This is a genomic window from Streptomyces naganishii JCM 4654 (assembly GCF_014650575.1).
Taxonomy (GTDB): domain Bacteria; phylum Actinomycetota; class Actinomycetes; order Streptomycetales; family Streptomycetaceae; genus Streptomyces; species Streptomyces naganishii.
This window is the reverse complement of the sequence record NZ_BMVF01000003.1, coordinates 82,801-98,562: the sequence shown is the minus strand read 5'-3', so window position 1 is coordinate 98,562 and position 15,762 is coordinate 82,801. Positions and strand designations below refer to the sequence as shown.

Sequence of the window (15,762 nt, the reverse complement as noted above, 5' to 3'; positions counted from 1 at the left end):
CAAGTAAGTCTCTTTAACTTTATCGCCCGTTCCCCTCCGACCCGCCGCCCCGCAGGAGTTGCCATGTCCGGTAGTCCGCCCTCCGGCGGTGGTTTCGTCCGGCGTGTCGGCCTGTTCCAGGCCACCGCCATCAACATGAGCCAGATGTGCGGCATCGGCCCCTTCGTCACCATCCCGCTGATGGTCGCCGCGTTCGGCGGTCCGCAGGCGGTCATCGGCTTCGTCGCCGGGGCGATCCTCGCCCTCGCCGACGGGCTGGTGTGGGCCGAACTCGGCGCCGCGATGCCGGGCTCCGGCGGCAGCTACGTCTATCTGCGCCAGGCCTTCCAGTACCGCACCGGGCGCCTGGTGCCGTTCCTGTTCGTCTGGACGGCGATGCTGTTCATCCCGCTGATCATGTCCACGGGCGTGGTCGGCTTCGTCCAGTACCTCGGCTACCTCGCGCCCCACCTCGGCCGGACGTCCGGCGACCTGATCGGCCTCGGCGTCATCGCCCTGGTCGTGCTGCTGCTGTGGCGGGGCATCGAGAACATCGCCCGCATCACCGCCGTCATGTGGGCCGTCATGGTCACCTCGGTGCTCCTGGTCATCGTGGCGGCGGCCACGCACTTCAGCGCGCACCTCGCCTTCACCTACCCGGCGCACGCCTTCGACCTGGGCGGCGACCACTTCTGGCTGGGCTTCGCCGCCGGCCTGACCATCGGCATCTACGACTACCTGGGCTACAACACCACCGCCTACATGGCGGCCGAGGTCAAAGAGCCGGGCCGCGTCCTGCCCCGGTCGATCATCTACTCGATCCTCGGCATCATGGCGATCTACCTGCTGCTCCAGATCGGCACCCTCGGCGTGATCGACTGGCACCGCATGACCCACGCGGACGACATCGCCTCCACCTCGGTGGCCTCGGCGGTGCTGGAGAAGACCTGGGGCAGGGCGGCGGCGGACACCGTCACCGTGCTCATCCTGATCACCGCGTTCGCCTCGGTCTTCACCGGCCTGCTCGGCGGCTCCCGGGTGCCCTACGACGCCGCCCGCGACCGCGTCTTCTTCCGCCCCTACGCCGCCCTGCACCCCAGGCACCGCTTCCCGACGCTGGGCCTGGCCACCATGGGCGTGATCACGGCGATCGGCTTCCTGATCGGACGCCACACCGACCTGGCCACCCTGATCCAGCTCCTGACCACCGTGATGGTGATCGTCCAGGCGCTCGCCCAGATCGTCGCCGTCACCGTGCTGCGCCGAAGGCAGCCGGGGCTGCGCCGCCCGTACCGCATGTGGCTCTACCCGCTGCCGAGCGCCGTCGCCTTCGCCGGCTGGTGCGTGATCTACGGTTACGCCGACGAGAACTCTCCCGGCCGTCACCCCATCGAGTGGTCGCTGGCCTGGCTCGCGCTCGGCTGCGTCGCCTTCCTGCTCTGGGCGCGCTTCGAGAAGGTCTGGCCGTTCGGCCCCAAGGAGATCTCCGAGGAGTACCTCCAGGGGGCGGACCCGGACGTGGAGCCCGCCGGGAGCCCCGGTTGACAGGCGGACGGGCCGCTGCCTGACTGGAGGCACCATGACAGGCAAGCCGGCGTACGCGTACGTCATCTACATCGGGAGCACGCCCGAGGCCGTGTGGGACGCGCTCACCGACGCCGACCTGACCGCCTCCTACTGGGGCCACAGCAACGTGTCCGACTGGCGGCCCGGGTCCCCCTGGCGGCATGTGCGCACGGACGGGTCCCAAGTCGCCGACGTGGTGGGCACCGTGGTGGAGGCCGAGCGGCCCACCCGCCTGGTGACCACCTGGGCCGAACCGGCGGACGCCGAGCGGCCGGACAAGCACACCCGGGTCACCCTCACCGTACGGCCGCACGGCGACATCGTCCGGCTCACCGTCACCCACGAGGACCTGCCCGACGAGGAGGCGCTCGCCGTGGTGTCGGGCGGGTGGCCCGCGGTGCTGTCCAACCTCAAGTCCCTCCTCGAGACCGGCAGCCCCCTGCCCCAGGCACCCTGGCTGGTCCCGGACCCCTGACCACCGCGGCCCGCCCGGCCACGGGTTCTATACGCTGATCCCGTGGCCACAGCAGACGACCCCGAGCGCGCGGCGGCCGGCCTGCAGGCCTTCGCCCTGCAACTGCGGCGGATGAACGGCGAGATCAACCGGCTGGTGCAGGGATTCGCCGGCGATCAGGGCCTGCATCCCACGGACGTGCAGGCCCTCGCCGCCATCCTGGACGCCGAGGAGCCGATGACCCCCAGCCGGCTGGGTGCCCACCTCGGACTGACCTCCGGCGCGGTGACCGCGTGCGTCGACCGCCTCGAACGCGCCGGGCACATCCGCCGCGTCCGGGAGAGCGCCGACCGTCGCGTGGTCCATCTGCACTACGCCGCCGAAGCCCGCTCGGCGGCCCGCACCTACTTCCGACCCCTGGCCCGGGCGACCGAGGCCGCGCGGTCCCGGTTCACCGACGAGGAACTGTCGGTCGTGCTGCGCTTCCTGACCGCGATGAACGAGGAACTCTCCCTGGAGAGCGGCGCGGAGCGCTGACGGCGCGGCCGGCGCCGAGGGTGTGGCGCCGACGGTGCGGCCGGCGCCGACGGTGTGCGGAGCGCCGACCCGGGTAGCCGTTACCTCGATTATTAAGATACTTTTTCCTAGAGGTATCAGGCTTCTCCGCCTGGGAAGGAAGCGATGCGTATCACGTCCCGCCGAGCACGCCGGCTGCTCCCGCTGGCCCTGCTCGCGCTCTGGCTCGGCATCGGCGGGGCCTTCGGCCCCTTCGCGGGCCGTCTCGGCGAGGTGGCCACCAACGACCAGGCCGCCTTCCTGCCCCGCAGCGCCGAGTCCACCGAGGTCGTCGCCGAGCAGCGCGCTTTCCGCCAGGGCGAGACACTGCCCGTGATCGTCGTCTGGACCGCCGGCCCGGACACCCCGCTGAGCGGCCGGCGGGACGCGGCCGGCCGCGCCCTGGCCGCGACCGCGGACGTGCCGGGCGTCACGGGCCGGCCCTCGCCCGCGCTGCTCTCGGCGGACGGCAAGGCGCTCCAGGGCGTCGTGCAGGTGCGGCCGGACCTCGGCAAACGGCTGCCGGACACCCTCGGCCGCATCAAGGACGCCGCCGCACGAGTGCCCGGCACCACCGTGCGGCTCGCCGGTCCGGCCGCTACCCAGGCGGACCTCTCCGACGCCTTCTCCGGCATCGACGGACTGCTCCTCGGCGTCGCCCTGGCCACCGTGCTGGTCATCCTGCTGCTGGTCTACCGCAGTGTCCTGCTCCCGCTGGTGGTCATCCTCGGCGCCGTGTTCGCGCTCGGCCTGGCCTGCGCGGTCGTCTACGCGCTGGCCCGGCACGGCGTGGTGCGCGTCGACGGCCAGGTGCAGGGCATCCTCTCCATTCTTGTGATCGGCGCGGCCACCGACTACGCGCTGCTGCTGACCGCCCGCTACCGGGAGGAACTGACCGCGCGCGACGACCGGTTCGCCGCCGCCGGCGCCGCTCTGAGACGGTCTTGGGGCCCGATCACCGCGAGCGCGGCCACGGTCGCCCTCGGCCTGCTCGCCCTGCTCATCAGCGACCTGACGAACAATCGCGCCCTCGGACCGGTCGGAGCGGTCGGCATCGCCTGCGCCGTGCTCAGCGCCCTCACCTTCCTGCCGGCCGCGCTGGTCCTGCTCGGCCGGGCCGCCTACTGGCCCGCCCTGCGGCACCGCCCCGGCACGCGGGACCGCCGGGACGCCGACGGCATCTGGCAGCGCGTCGCCCGGCTCGTGGACCGGGCACCGCGACGGGTGTGGGCCCTCGCCCTCGCCGGGCTGCTGGCCTGCGCGGCCTTCGCGCCCACGCTCGCGTCCAAGGGCATTCCGCTGGAGGAGACGTTCGTCAACGACGCCCCCTCCGTCGCCGCCCAGCGAACGCTCGGCCGGCACTTCCCCGGCGGTGCGGGCAACCCCGCCGTCGTCATCGCCGACGCCGGCCACCTGAAGGACGTCCTCGCCGCGGCCCGCCGCACCGAGGGCGTCGCCTCCGCCGCCGGGGTCACGAAGACCGGCCGGCCGGGCGGAACCGCGCTGGTCGCCGACGGCCGGACCCGGATCGACGTGACCCTGCGCGACGCCGCGGACAGCGACGCCGCCCAGCGGACCGTGGCCCGGCTGCGCACCGCCGTGCACGCGGTGCCGGGAGCCCACGCGCTGGTCGGCGGCTACACCGCGCAGCGCTACGACACCCTCCGCACCGCCGAGCGCGACCGCGCGCTCATCGTCCCGGTGGTGCTCGGCATCATCCTCGTCATCCTCACCGTGCTGCTGCGCTCGCTGCTCACGCCCCTGCTGCTGGTCGCCACCGTGGCCCTCAACTTCGCCGCCACACTGGGTGTCTCGGCACTCGTCTTCCCGCATGTGTTCGGCTTCGGCGGCACCGATCCGTCGGTGCCGCTGTACGGGTTCGTGTTCCTGGTGGCGCTGGGCGTCGACTACAACATCTTCCTGATGTCCCGGGTGCGTGAGGAGTCGTTGCGGCACGGGGTGCGCGAGGGCGTCCTGCGGGGCCTGGTCAGTACGGGCGGGGTGATCACCGCGGCGGGTGTGGTCCTGGCCGCCACCTTCGCCGCCCTCGGGGTCATCCCGCTGGCCTTCCTGGCGCAGATCGCGTTCATCGTGGCCTTCGGCGTCCTGCTCGACACCCTGGTGGTGCGGTCCCTGCTGGTGCCGGCCCTGGTCCGCGACATCGGCGCACCCGCCTGGTGGCCGGGACGGCTGAGCCGCGAACGGAGGGCGCGCTGAGCCGCCGCGGCGGTGGTCGTACATGGTCCCGCGGTCAGCGGGCAGGCGGTTCACATGCGCTGGAAGCCGTCCGCCGAGGCCGAACGCGGACGACGAGACACGGAGGTGAGTGCCGGTATGGGTGCGAAGGTGCTGGAGCGGTTCCCCGCGGGGTCTCCGCGCGGATCCTGGCCGGCGGAGGAGTACGCGGCGCGGCGGCGGGCGGAGGGACAGCCCGCCACCGTGGTGATGGATCTGAGGGAGGACGCCTTCCTCGTGGTGGTACCCGCCGAGGACGACTGACCGTGGGGCTCTGACCGGGCGGGCCGCCTTCACCCGGCCGGACGGCCGAGGTGGAACCGCCGCACCTCGGCCGTCTGCCCCCGCACCAGCAGGAACAGGCCCTCGCGGGCCGGCCGCCGGGCGCGGCTGCCCGGGTCCAGGGACCGGCCCGCCGCCCGCCACGACCGCGGCGGGCGGCGTCCCGGCTGAGGTCGTCGCCCGCGTCTTCACCGCCGGCCGTTCCTCGACGCGCCTCGTGCCTCGTGCGGCACCGGGGGCCCACAGCGCGGCACTCCTCCGAGCGGGCGCCCGGCGGACGTGCCGTCCCGGCGGCCTCGGACCCGGACGCCCGCCTCGTCGAGCAGCACGAGCGCGGCGCGGGCGACGCCGAAGACCGCGGGGGAGGCGTTGGTGCTGCGCGGCCGGTCCACGCGGGCGAACCGCTCCCTGCGGGGTGCGCGGCACGACGGCCTCCCCGGCAGCCACAGGCCGTCGAGCTCCAGCGGCGCCGTGCGGGCGGCGCTCAGCGCGGCGAGCCGCCGGGGCGCGCGAGTGGCCGGGCGCGGCCCCGCCCCCGGCCACTCGCGCGCCCCGGCGAACGCGCACACGACCTCGGCGCCGTCCGTGACCCCGGCGAGCAGCCGCTCCCGGACGGGCCGCGGGGCGTCGGCCAGGAGCTTGACCGGGTCCGCCGGCGGTGCCACCGAACCCGCGTACTCCACCGGCGCGTCGAGCCCCGGCAGAACCCGACTTCCGTACGGCCTGGAGGCGACCGGCCGGCATGCCCTCCTGCGGGAGAGAGGCCAAGGGAAAGTTTCTCCCGATCGGGCCGGGCGAGGTGTCGATACGGGAGTGCGCCGTTCGTGTAGGAGGTGGGACAACGGCACGACGCCAAGGAGGACGTCATGAAGTACTACCTGCTCAGCGTGATCCAGCCGAGCGAGGGCACCCCGCCCTCGGCCGAGGCGCTCGCCGAGATCATGGGCAACGTCGAGGCCTTCCACCAGGAGCTGCGCGAGGCCGGGGCCTGGGTGTTCGCGGGCGGGCTGCACGGCCCGGAGACCGCGACCGTGCTGCGCCCCAAGGGCGACGACGTACTGATCACCGACGGGCCCTACGCCGAGGGCAAGGAGTACCTGGGCGGCCTGTGCCTGATCAAGGCGCCCGACCTGGACGCGGCCCTGGAGTGGGGGCGCAAGGCGGGCCGGGCCACCACGCTGCCCATCGAGGTGCGCCCGTTCCTGCACACGGCCGAGGACTGATGCACGCACCGCCCGGCGCAGGCGGCGCCGGGACCGCGCCCGGCGCGGGTGACGCGGTGCCCGGCGCGGGTGACGCCGTGCCCGGCGCCGGGGACGTGGAGGCCGTCTTCCGCGCCGAGTACGGCCGCGCGGTCTCCGTCCTGGTCCGCTTCCTCGGCGACATCGACCTCGCGGAGGAAGCGGTCCAGGACGCCTTCGCCACGGCCCTGGAGAAGTGGCCGCGCACCGGAGTGCCGCCGAGCCCGGCCGGCTGGATCATCACCACCGCGCGCAACCGCGCCGTCGACCGGCTGCGCCGCGAGTCCTCGCGGGACACCCGGCACGCCGAGGCGGCCCGCCTGTACGGGCCCGGCTCGCCGGCGTACGCGGTGGCAGGCACGCCGGCCGGCGCGGTGGCGGGGCCGGACCCCGGGCAGGACGAGGAGGGACCCGTGCGCGACGACCGGCTCCGCCTGATCTTCACCTGCTGCCACCCCGCGCTCGCCCCGCGGTCCCGGGTGGCGCTCACCCTGCGCCTGCTCGGCGGGCTCACGACGGCGCAGATCGCCCGCGCCTTCCTGGTGCCCGAGCCGACGCTGGCCCAGCGGATCGTGCGGGCCAAGGCCAAGATCCGCGCCGCGGGCATCCCCTACCGCGTGCCGCGCGACGCCGACCTGCCCGACCGCCTCGGCGGTGTCCTCGCCGTCGTCTACCTGATCTTCAACGAGGGTTGCGCAGGGGCCCCGGAGCTGTGCGCCGAGGCGCTGCGCCTGGGCCGGCTGCTGTCCGAACTGATGCCGGACGAGCCCGAGGTGACCGGGCTGCTGGCGCTGATGCTCCTCGTCAAGTCGCGCCGCCCGGCGCGCGAGGGCGGCGGCAGTGAGCTGGTGCCGCTGCCCGCGCAGGACCGCGGGCGCTGGGACCGGGACATGGTCGCCGAGGGCCAGGAACTCGTCCGCCGCTGCCTGCGCCGGAACCGGCCGGGGCCGTACCAGATCCAGGCCGCGATCCACGCGGTGCACAGCGACGCGCCGACCGCCGAGGCCACCGACTGGGGGCAGATCCTGAGGCTCTACGACCACCTCATGGCGCTCGCGCCGAGCCCGGTCGTCGCGCTGAACCGGGCGGTGGCGGTCGCCGAGACCGAGGGCCCCGGACCGGCCCTCGACCTGGTCGACGGGCTCGAACTGGACGGCTACCACGTCTTCCACGCCGTCCGCGCGGGCCTGCTGCGCCGTCTCGGCCGCACCGGGGAGGCCCTACGGGCCTACGAGGCGGCCCTCGCGCTGAGCCCGAGCCCGGCCGAACGCACCTACCTCTCACGGGAGTTGGCCGGCCTGCGGCCTTGACTGGTACAGACCAATGCGGTTGAGTGTGGCACCACACCCCCCACCGCGGCCGCCCCCCCACGCCGTGTCCGGTACCACCCGCACGCGCGCCGGGGCGCGGTTTCCTCCGCCCTCTTCCGGGTGCGGCCGTGGACCGCAAAGGAGTTGATCCAGTGTCGAGACGACACGTCTCCGCCGCGCTCACCGCGCTCCTGATCGGCGGCGCCGCCCCCCTGGTCCTGCCGGCCGCCCACGCCTCGGCGGCCTCCTGCTCCAGCTACCCCGACTGGGTGGCCGGGAAGTCCTACCGCACCGGTGACATCGTCCGTTACACGGACGGCAGGGCGTACGTGGCCGAGCACGACAACCCGGGCTACGACCCCACCATCAGCACCTGGTTCTGGGACCCGTACTCGTGCGACAGCGGCTCCGGCAACGGCAACCCGTCCGGATTCGTGGTCAGCGAGGCCCAGTTCAATCAGATGTTCCCGAACCGGAACTCGTTCTACACCTACAGCGGGCTGACCGCGGCGCTCAGCGCCTACCCCGGCTTCGCCGGCACCGGCAGCGACACGGTCAGGAAGCAGGAGGCGGCGGCCTTCCTCGCCAACGTCAGTCACGAGACCGGCGGTCTGGTGTACGTGGTGGAGCAGAACACCGCCAACTACTCGCACTACTGCGACTGGAGCCGGCCGTACGGCTGTCCGGCCGGTCAGTCCGCCTACTACGGGCGCGGCCCGATCCAGCTGAGCTGGAACTTCAACTACAAGGCCGCGGGCGACGCGCTCGGCATCGACCTGCTCGGCAATCCCTGGCTGGTGCAGAACGACTCCGCCGTGGCCTGGAAGACCGGCCTGTGGTACTGGAACACGCAGTCCGGGCCCGGCAGCATGACGCCGCACGACGCGATGGTGAACCAGGCCGGGTTCGGCCAGACCATCCGCAGCATCAACGGCTCCCTGGAGTGCGACGGCAGGAATCCGGCGCAGGTGCAGAGCCGCGTCGACGCCTACCAGCGGTTCACGCAGATCCTCGGGGTTTCACCGGGCGGCAACCTCTACTGCTGACGCACGTCCGTACGGCATGGTGTCATGCACCTGCCACACGGGGTCGTCATCACCCCCGTACGGACGAAGGGGCACACCGTCATGCGCACCCCCCACGCCCTGCTCGCCACGACCGCGGCCCTGGCCGCCGCGGTCGTGGCGTCCCCCGCTCCCGCCGCCGGCGCGACCGCCGCACCGGCGGCGGGGGCCTACTACGTGCAGAGTGTCACCACCGGTCTGAACGCGGCCGCCGCCGGCGGCGCCGTCGAACAGCGCAACCCCAAGGGCGACGAGGACCACCAGCAGTGGAACCTCCGTGCCGCCGGATCCTCGTACGTGCTGGAGAACGCCGACACGGCGGGCAGCTGCCTCGGCCGCTCGGGCGACCAGGCGCGCACCGTCGACTGCTCGGCCGCCGACGCCCTCTGGGACGTCACCGCCGCCGGAGCCGACCAGTACACGCTCGAGGTGCCCGGCAGCGACCGGCGGCTCACCGTCTCCGCCAAGCCGGCCGGCGCCAACTACCCCGCCCAGCTGGCCATCGGCTCCTCACCGGACCTCGCCGCCTGGTACCTCACCCCGGTGACCCCGCCCACCAGTCCCATGCCGCCGGCCGACCGGCGCACCCTGGACCAGGTCACCTTCCTCACCGCCCACAACGCCTACGCCAACGGCGTCGACGGCGGCTTCGCCCCGCCCTTCATCAACCTCGCCCCCAACCAGAGCCGGGGCATCGACCGTCAACTCGCCGACGGCGTACGCGGGTTCATGCTGGACATCCACCAGACGCCGGACGGCGCGATCCTCTGCCACGACAGCTGCACCCTGGTCAGCAGACCGGTCGCGCTCTGGGTCGACATCCAGCGCATGGTGAACTTCCTCAAGGCGCACCCGGACCAGTTCGTCACCGTCTTTCTGGAGGACTACGTCGACCCCGGCGTCCTGCGCTCCGAACTCGCCCGCGTCAGCGGCCTGTCCGACGTGCTCTACCGCCCCGACCTGACCGGTGTGCGCCAGAACGGCTGGCCGAAGCTGGCCGACCTGACCGCCGCCGGCCACCGACTGCTGATCTTCACCGACCACAGCCGCTCCGCCGACGAGGCCGCGGGCCTGACCCGGGACAGCTTCGGCGTGATGTACCAGCGTGAGTGGACGGTCGAGAACTACTGGTCGATGGGCTCCGGCCTCGGGTCCTCCGACTGGTCCTGCTACAGCCGCTGGTACGGCGCCGACACCGACATCCCGCTCACCCGCACCGAACCCGGATTCCGCCCGCTGTTCGTGATGAACCACTTCCGTGACGTCACGATCTCCGGCACCGCGCGGACCGACAACACCAAACTCGCCGACCGCGCCCGCCGGTTCTGCGAGCCCGCCGCCCGCAAGAAGCCCAACTTCCTGGCCGTCGACCGCTACGACCTGGGCGACCCGGCCTCCGCGGTCGACGCGCTGAACACCTACACGTATCCGTGAGCGGACCACGTGACCGCCGGGCCCCCGGTCATGGCCGGGGGTCCAGCCGTTCGTGCAGGAAGGCGACGGTGCCGCGCCAGGCGGCGGCGGCCGATTCGGGGTGGTAGGTCGGGCGGCGGTCGTTGAAGAAGGCGTGGCCGGCCGGGTACATGCGGAAGTCGGGGGAGAGGCCCGACTGGCGGTGGATGGTCTCGCGCAGTTCCTCCACCCGCCGGGGCGTGATGCTGCGGTCCCGTTCGCCGTAGTGGCCGAGGATGTGCGCCCGCAGTCCGGAGAAGTCCGGGAGTCCGTCACGGATCACCCCGTAGAACGGCACCGCCGCGCTGACCCTCGGCTCCACCGCGGCCAGGTACAGCACGAAGCCGCCGCCCATGCAGAAGCCGACCGCGCCGACCGTGCCGGAGGTCACCTCCGGCAGCGACAGCAGGTGGCCGACCGCGCCGGCGAGCAGTTCGACCCCGCGGGCGACCGGCAGGGCGCGCATCATGCGCCGGGCCTCCTCGGCGTCGTGCGCCACGCTCCCGCCGTACAGGTCCGGGGCCAGCACGACGAAGCCCTCCGCGGCCAGCCGGTCCGCGACCTCGGCGATGTGGTCGGTCAGCCCCCACCACTCCTGGATGAGCAGCACACCGGGGCCGCGGCCGGACGGCGGCAGCGCGAGGCAGCCGTGGGCGGTGGCGCCCGCGCTCGGGAAGGTCACGTTCTGGCGGGCCGGGGTCTCGGCGGGCTTCGGCTGCTCGGACATGGCACGTGCTCCTGCGGGTACGGCATCGACTCCTGCGGGTATGGCATCGCTCCTGCGGACTGGGAGGGACCTCACGGAGGGGGCCCTCCCATAATGGGTGGGCGGGCGCGGCCACGCGCGGCAGGCGCACACCGGCTTGACTACACTCCTGTAGACGGCCGGCCGGACGGTGACCGTGGACGAGGACGGGGTGAGGGACGTTCCCATGACCGACGCGAAGGACGAGCGCAGGCCGGCCGGCGAGCTGGAGGCCAGTGTCATGGCCGTCCTGTGGGCCGCCGGCGCTCCCCGGACGCCCGGCCAGGTCCAGCGCAGCCTCGGCGCCGAACTCGCCCGTACGACGGTGACCACCATCCTGACCCGGCTGCACGACAAGGGCGTCGTCGAGCGCAGCCGCCAGGGCCGCGGCTACGCCTACTACCCCGTCCAGGACGCCCACGGCCTGACCGCCCGCCGGATGCACTCCGAACTCGACCGCGACACCGACCGCGAGACGGTGCTCGCCCGCTTCGTCGCCCAGCTCAGCCCCCAGGACGAGCGCGTCCTGCGCGACCTGCTCGAACCCGGTGAGCGATGACCGCGCTCCTGCTGCTGCCCCTGCTCCTGCCGTTCGCCGTGCCGGCGCTGGCCCGGCGCGCGCTCGACCGGCTGGCACCCGTGACCGCGCTGTGGGTGATCACCGTCTCCGCCGTCGTGCTCGCGGGCTGCTCCCTCGCCGCCCTCGGCGGCTTCGTCCTCACCGGCCTGCTCAAGCTGCCCGTCTTCGCCGCGCTCGGCGAACTCGTCCGCCCCCTGCCCACGCCCTCCGACCTCGTCGTCGTACCGGCGGCGGCCGTCTCCGTGGGAGCCCTCGCCGTGTGCGCGGGCACCCTCGTGCGCGCAGCCCTGCGCGAGTTCCGCGCCTTCCGCAGCGCCCGCACCGAGGCCTGCCGCCGGCCCGCCGCCGGCGACCTGTGCGTCGTCGACTCCCCGCACCCGGACGCCTACGCCCTGCCCGGCCGCCCGCACCGCATCGTCGTCACCACGGCCATGCTGCGCAGCCTGGACGTGGCCGAGCGCGAGGCCCTGTTCGCCCACGAGCGGGCGCACAACCGCGGCGGCCACCACTACTTCCTCGCCGCCGCCGAACTCGCCGCGCACTGCCACCCCGCCCTGCGCCGGGTCCGCGGCACCATCCGCCTGGCCGCCGAGCGCGCCGCCGACGAGGCCGCCGCCGCGGCCGTGGGCGACCGCCGGCTGACCGCCCGCGCGATCGCCCGCGCCGCCCTGGCCGGCCAGGACGCCCGCTCGACGCGCCCGGACCTCGCCCCCGCCGCCGCCTCCGGGCCCGTACCGCACCGCGTGAAGGCGCTGCTGGCCACGCCCCATGTGCCCCGGCGCGCCGCGGCCTGGATCGCGGCGCTGCTGGTGGCCTGCACGGCCCTCTCCTTCGCCTCCTCGGCCACCGGCGTCCTCGTCGTCCACCACCGTGTGGAGATCGCCCAGGGCGAAGAATCCCGCTGACCGTTCCCGGTCGCCCGTTCGTTTCCTCCGGGTCCTCCGGGTCCTCCGGTCCTGCGGGTCCTGCGGGTCCTCCGGGCCTCCGGGTCCTCCGGTCCTGCGGGTCCTCCGGTCCTCCGGTCCTCCGGTCCTCCGGTCCTCCGGGCCCTCCGGGTCCTCCGGGTCCTCCGGGTCCTCCGGTCCCCGGCTCGTCCCGGTCCTCGGCTCCTCCGGTCCCCGGCTCTTCAGGCTGACTGGCGCGACGGAGGTTTTACGTATAACCTCACCCGTCAATCGCCCGTCCCGGAAGGCCCTGATGAGACGCATCGCCCTGGTCACCCTCGTCGTCGACGACTACGACGAGGCGATCCGCTTCTACACCGGGGCCCTCGGATTCCGGCTCGCCGAGGACGCCCCGCGCCCGGACGGCTCCCGCTGGGTCGTCGTCGCCCCGGGCGCCGGCCAGGACGGCACCGCGCTGCTGCTCGCCCGCGCCAGGGGCGAGGACCAGCGGGCCCGGATCGGCGACCAGACCGGCGGACGCGTCGGGTTCTTCCTGCACACCGACGACTTCGCCGCCGACCACGCCCGGATGCGCGCGGCGGGCGTGACCTTCCTGGAGGAGCCCCGGCACGAGCCGTACGGCACCGTCGCCGTCTTCCAGGACCTGTACGGCAACCGCTGGGACCTGCTCCAGCCCGCCGCCCCCTGACACCGCCGCAACCCAGCACCGCCGCCCCCTGACACCCACCCGCCGGATCCCGAACGGCCCGGCACGCCACCGCCGAGGAAACACCGCACATGACCGCCGCCCCGCGCACCGCCCCCCGCACCGACACCCACCTCGACACCGAGGCCATCCGCCGGCTCCCCAAGGCCGTGCTGCACGACCACCTCGACGGCGGCCTGCGCCCCGCCACCGTCGTCGAACTCGCGGACGCGGCCGGACACACCCTGCCCACCACCGACCCCGACGAGCTCGCCGCCTGGTACGTCGAGGCCGCCGGCTCCGGCGACCTGGTCCGCTACATAGCGACCTTCGAGCACACCCTCGCCGTCATGCAGACCCGCGAGGGCCTGCTGCGCACCGCCGAGGAGTACGCCCTCGACCTCGCCGCGGACGGCGTCGTCTACGGCGAGGTCCGCTACGCCCCCGAGCTCATGGTCAACGGAGGGCTCACCCTCGGCGAGGTCGTCGCCACCGTCCAGGAGGGGCTGGCCGCCGGCATGGCGAAGGCGGCCGCCGCCGGCACCCCGGTGCGGGTCGGCACCCTGCTGTGCGGCATGCGGATGTTCGACCGCACCCGGGAGGTCGCGGACCTCGCGGTGGCCTTCCGCGACGCCGGCGTCGTCGGCTTCGACATCGCCGGCGCCGAGGACGGCTTCCCGCCCGCCGACCACCTCGCCGCCTTCGAGCACCTGCGGCGCGAGAGCGTGCCGTTCACCATCCACGCCGGCGAGGCCCACGGCCTGCCCAGCATCCACCAGGCCCTCCAGGTGTGCGGCGCCCAGCGCATCGGGCACGGCGTGCGCATCACCGAGGACATCGTCGACGGCAAGCTCGGCCGGCTGGCCGGCTGGGTGCGCGACCGCCGCATCGCGCTGGAGATGTGCCCGACCTCCAACCTCCAGACGGGCGCCGCCGCCTCGATCGCCGAGCACCCGATCACCACGCTGAAGGACCTCGGCTTCCGGGTCACCCTGAACACCGACAACCGCCTGGTCTCCGGCACCACGATGACCCGGGAGATGTCCCTGCTGGTCGAGCAGGCCGGCTGGACCGCGGCGGACCTGCGCACGGTCACGGTGAACGCGGTCAAGAGCGCGTTCATCCCCTTCGACGAGCGCAACGCCCTGCTGCGGGACGTGGTCCTGCCCGGTTACGAGTCCGCGCTCTGAAGGAGCCCGCGGACGTAGGCGGCCTGTCCGACGTGCTGGAGATCGTCGGACAGGACGCTCACCAGGCGCACGCCCAGAGTGACCGGCGGGTCCCAGCGCTCGTCCACGACGCGCTCGAGGTCCTTGGCGGCCAGCTGCCGCAGGACCCCGAGCGTCTGCTCGTGCACGGCGTCGTAGTAGCCGGTCAGCAGGTCGCCCGAGTCGACCCGCACCTTGGCGACCTCGGCCGGGCTGTGCCCGTAGCCCGTGTCGTGGCGGCCCAGGCCGAGACCGAAGCGCTTCTCCCAGTCCTGCGCGAGCCACACCTGCTCCAGGCCGAACGCGCCGGCCACGTGGTCGTCCTGGACGCGGGTGAGGTGCCACAGGAGCCAGGAGACGGAGTTCGCGCCGGCGGCGGGGCGTGCGTTGAGCCGCTCGGCCGTCAGGCCGTCGACGACGGCGTGGACTTCTTCCTGGATGCGGCCGTAGCCGTCGATGAGGATGTCCTTCGCATGCATGCGTCCACCATCGCGCATCACCGCCCGCCGTGCGGCCGGGACACCCGCTCCGGCGTTGCTAGGGCTGGTCCGCGTCCCGGCTCATGAGCAGGGTCATCAGGGCGCGCGCCGCGGGGCTGGCGGCCCGTTCGGGCGGCAGCAGCGCGACGGTCTCGTACTCCGCCTCACCGGTGCCCTTGAGGGGCAGCGGCGTCAGCGACGGCCGCTTGTGCCGGAAGTGCTGGGGCACGACGGCCACGCCGAGGTTCTCGTCCACCAGGTCGAGCAGGGTGTGCACGTCGTTGACCTCCAGGGCCACCGTGCGGCGTACGCCCGCGGCGGCGAAGGCCGCGTCGGTGGTGCGGCGCGGCCCCCAGTCCGGATGGAAGTCGACGAAGACCTCGCCGCCGAGGTCCGCGGGTGTGACGGCCGCGCCGCGCGCCGCGAGCGGGTGTTCCGGGTGGCACAGCACCGTCATCGGCTCGCTGGTCAGTCCGACCGAGCGCAGCAGGTCGCCGTCCGCGCGGGTCCGGTAGGCGAACGCCAGGTCCAGCCGGCCGGCCGCGACCTCCTCAGCCAGCGCGCCCGAGCCCGCCTGCCGCAGCCTGATCTCCACGTCCGGATGCCGGCCCCGGAACGCGGCGAGCAGCCCCGCCACGTGCACCCCCGCTATGCACTGCTCGGTGCCCAGCGACAGCGTGCCGCGCAGCACGCCCTGCACCGCGGCCACCGCCTCGTGCGCCGACCGCACCTGGGCGAGGATCCGCTCCGCCTCGCCGAGCAGCGCGCGCCCGGCCTCGGTGAGCGTCACCCGGCGCGTGGTGCGCACGAACAGCGGTGTCTGCAACTCCCGCTCCAGCGCCCGGATGGACGCCGACAGGCCCGACTGGGACACCATCAGCCGCTCCGCCGCACGGGTGAAGTGCCGGTCCTCGGCGACGGCGACGAAGTGCTGGAGGTGGCGCAGTTCCATGACTGAGAAGCCTAGTCGTTGAATCCCATCGGATTCTCCTGTTGGACCACTGCCCGCGGCCGGCGTCAGA

Annotated in this window: 16 protein-coding genes and 1 pseudogene; 13 read left to right on the top strand and 4 right to left on the bottom strand. The window is 73.7% G+C overall.

Annotated elements, in window-relative coordinates:
* Positions 1 to 63 precede the first annotated feature (63 nt).
* From IE217_RS05920 to IE217_RS05900, 5 genes and pseudogenes are all read left to right on the top strand, one after another.
* Positions 64 to 1,524: an APC family permease gene (locus IE217_RS05920; RefSeq protein ID WP_190176645.1), complete on the top strand. Its 1,461-nt coding sequence runs from the start codon at positions 64 to 66 to the stop codon at positions 1,522 to 1,524.
* Positions 1,525 to 1,558: 34 nt separating this feature from the next.
* Positions 1,559 to 2,020 (top strand): annotated as a pseudogene (locus IE217_RS05915) (SRPBCC family protein); the annotation flags it as partial.
* Between the two features lie 42 nt (positions 2,021 to 2,062).
* On the top strand, positions 2,063 to 2,536 hold the full coding sequence (locus tag IE217_RS05910) for a MarR family winged helix-turn-helix transcriptional regulator (RefSeq protein ID WP_229865060.1): 474 nt from the start codon (positions 2,063 to 2,065) through the stop codon (positions 2,534 to 2,536).
* Positions 2,537 to 2,680: 144 nt separating this feature from the next.
* The gene (locus tag IE217_RS05905) at positions 2,681 to 4,771 is read left to right on the top strand and encodes an MMPL family transporter (RefSeq protein WP_190176643.1); all 2,091 of its coding nucleotides are present in this window, start codon (positions 2,681 to 2,683) and stop codon (positions 4,769 to 4,771) included.
* A gap of 117 nt (positions 4,772 to 4,888) precedes the next feature.
* Positions 4,889 to 5,053 (top strand): DUF8839 family protein, encoded by a 165-nt coding sequence (locus tag IE217_RS05900; protein ID WP_190176642.1) that lies wholly within the window; start codon positions 4,889 to 4,891, stop codon positions 5,051 to 5,053.
* A gap of 206 nt (positions 5,054 to 5,259) precedes the next feature.
* On the opposite strand, the gene IE217_RS05895 is transcribed toward IE217_RS05900, so the two are convergent.
* Complete coding sequence (locus tag IE217_RS05895; RefSeq protein WP_190176641.1) at positions 5,260 to 5,736, bottom strand: hypothetical protein; 477 nt, start codon at positions 5,734 to 5,736, stop codon at positions 5,260 to 5,262.
* Between the two features lie 201 nt (positions 5,737 to 5,937).
* On the opposite strand from IE217_RS05895, the gene IE217_RS05890 reads away from it, so the two are divergent.
* The 4 genes from IE217_RS05890 (at position 5,938) to IE217_RS05875 (ending at position 10,120) form a co-directional block, all read left to right on the top strand.
* Positions 5,938 to 6,294 (top strand): YciI family protein, encoded by a 357-nt coding sequence (locus IE217_RS05890; RefSeq protein WP_190177009.1) that lies wholly within the window; start codon positions 5,938 to 5,940, stop codon positions 6,292 to 6,294.
* On the top strand, positions 6,294 to 7,622 hold the full coding sequence (locus IE217_RS05885; RefSeq protein ID WP_190176640.1) for an RNA polymerase sigma factor: 1,329 nt from the start codon (positions 6,294 to 6,296) through the stop codon (positions 7,620 to 7,622). The genes IE217_RS05890 and IE217_RS05885 overlap by 1 nt, the downstream gene beginning before the upstream one ends.
* Before the next feature lie 152 nt (positions 7,623 to 7,774).
* A complete protein-coding gene (locus IE217_RS05880; RefSeq protein WP_190176639.1) occupies positions 7,775 to 8,668 on the top strand; it encodes a glycoside hydrolase family 19 protein in 894 nt (297 codons plus the stop codon).
* Positions 8,669 to 8,749: 81 nt separating this feature from the next.
* Positions 8,750 to 10,120, top strand: coding sequence for a phosphoinositide-specific phospholipase C-related protein (locus IE217_RS05875; protein WP_190177008.1), 1,371 nt, complete (start codon positions 8,750 to 8,752; stop codon positions 10,118 to 10,120).
* A gap of 28 nt (positions 10,121 to 10,148) precedes the next feature.
* Here IE217_RS05875 and IE217_RS05870 read toward each other — a convergent pair whose 3' ends face one another.
* Entirely contained in the window at positions 10,149 to 10,865 is a 717-nt protein-coding gene (locus IE217_RS05870; RefSeq protein ID WP_190176638.1) for a dienelactone hydrolase family protein, read from the bottom strand.
* 205 nt (positions 10,866 to 11,070) lie between these two features.
* Here IE217_RS05870 and IE217_RS05865 point away from each other — a divergent pair, with 205 nt between their 5' ends.
* The 4 genes from IE217_RS05865 (at position 11,071) to IE217_RS05850 (ending at position 14,243) form a co-directional block, all read left to right on the top strand.
* Positions 11,071 to 11,442, top strand: a complete 372-nt coding sequence (locus tag IE217_RS05865) for a BlaI/MecI/CopY family transcriptional regulator (protein WP_190176637.1) — start codon at positions 11,071 to 11,073, stop codon at positions 11,440 to 11,442.
* Positions 11,439 to 12,368 carry a M48 family metalloprotease gene (locus IE217_RS05860; protein WP_190176636.1) on the top strand — a complete coding sequence of 310 codons (930 nt, stop codon included), beginning with the start codon at positions 11,439 to 11,441 and terminating at the stop codon, positions 12,366 to 12,368. Before IE217_RS05865 ends, IE217_RS05860 begins: the two co-directional genes overlap by 4 nt.
* A gap of 292 nt (positions 12,369 to 12,660) precedes the next feature.
* Positions 12,661 to 13,056, top strand: coding sequence for a VOC family protein (locus tag IE217_RS05855; RefSeq protein WP_190176635.1), 396 nt, complete (start codon positions 12,661 to 12,663; stop codon positions 13,054 to 13,056).
* Between the two features lie 89 nt (positions 13,057 to 13,145).
* The gene (locus tag IE217_RS05850) at positions 13,146 to 14,243 is read left to right on the top strand and encodes an adenosine deaminase (RefSeq protein WP_190176634.1); all 1,098 of its coding nucleotides are present in this window, start codon (positions 13,146 to 13,148) and stop codon (positions 14,241 to 14,243) included.
* Here IE217_RS05850 and IE217_RS05845 read toward each other — a convergent pair.
* Entirely contained in the window at positions 14,225 to 14,740 is a 516-nt protein-coding gene (locus IE217_RS05845) for a mycothiol transferase (protein WP_190176633.1), read from the bottom strand. The genes IE217_RS05850 and IE217_RS05845 overlap by 19 nt on opposite strands.
* 58 nt (positions 14,741 to 14,798) lie before the next feature.
* On the bottom strand, positions 14,799 to 15,692 hold the full coding sequence (locus tag IE217_RS05840; protein WP_190176632.1) for a LysR family transcriptional regulator: 894 nt from the start codon (positions 15,690 to 15,692) through the stop codon (positions 14,799 to 14,801).
* Positions 15,693 to 15,762: the final 70 nt, after the last annotated feature.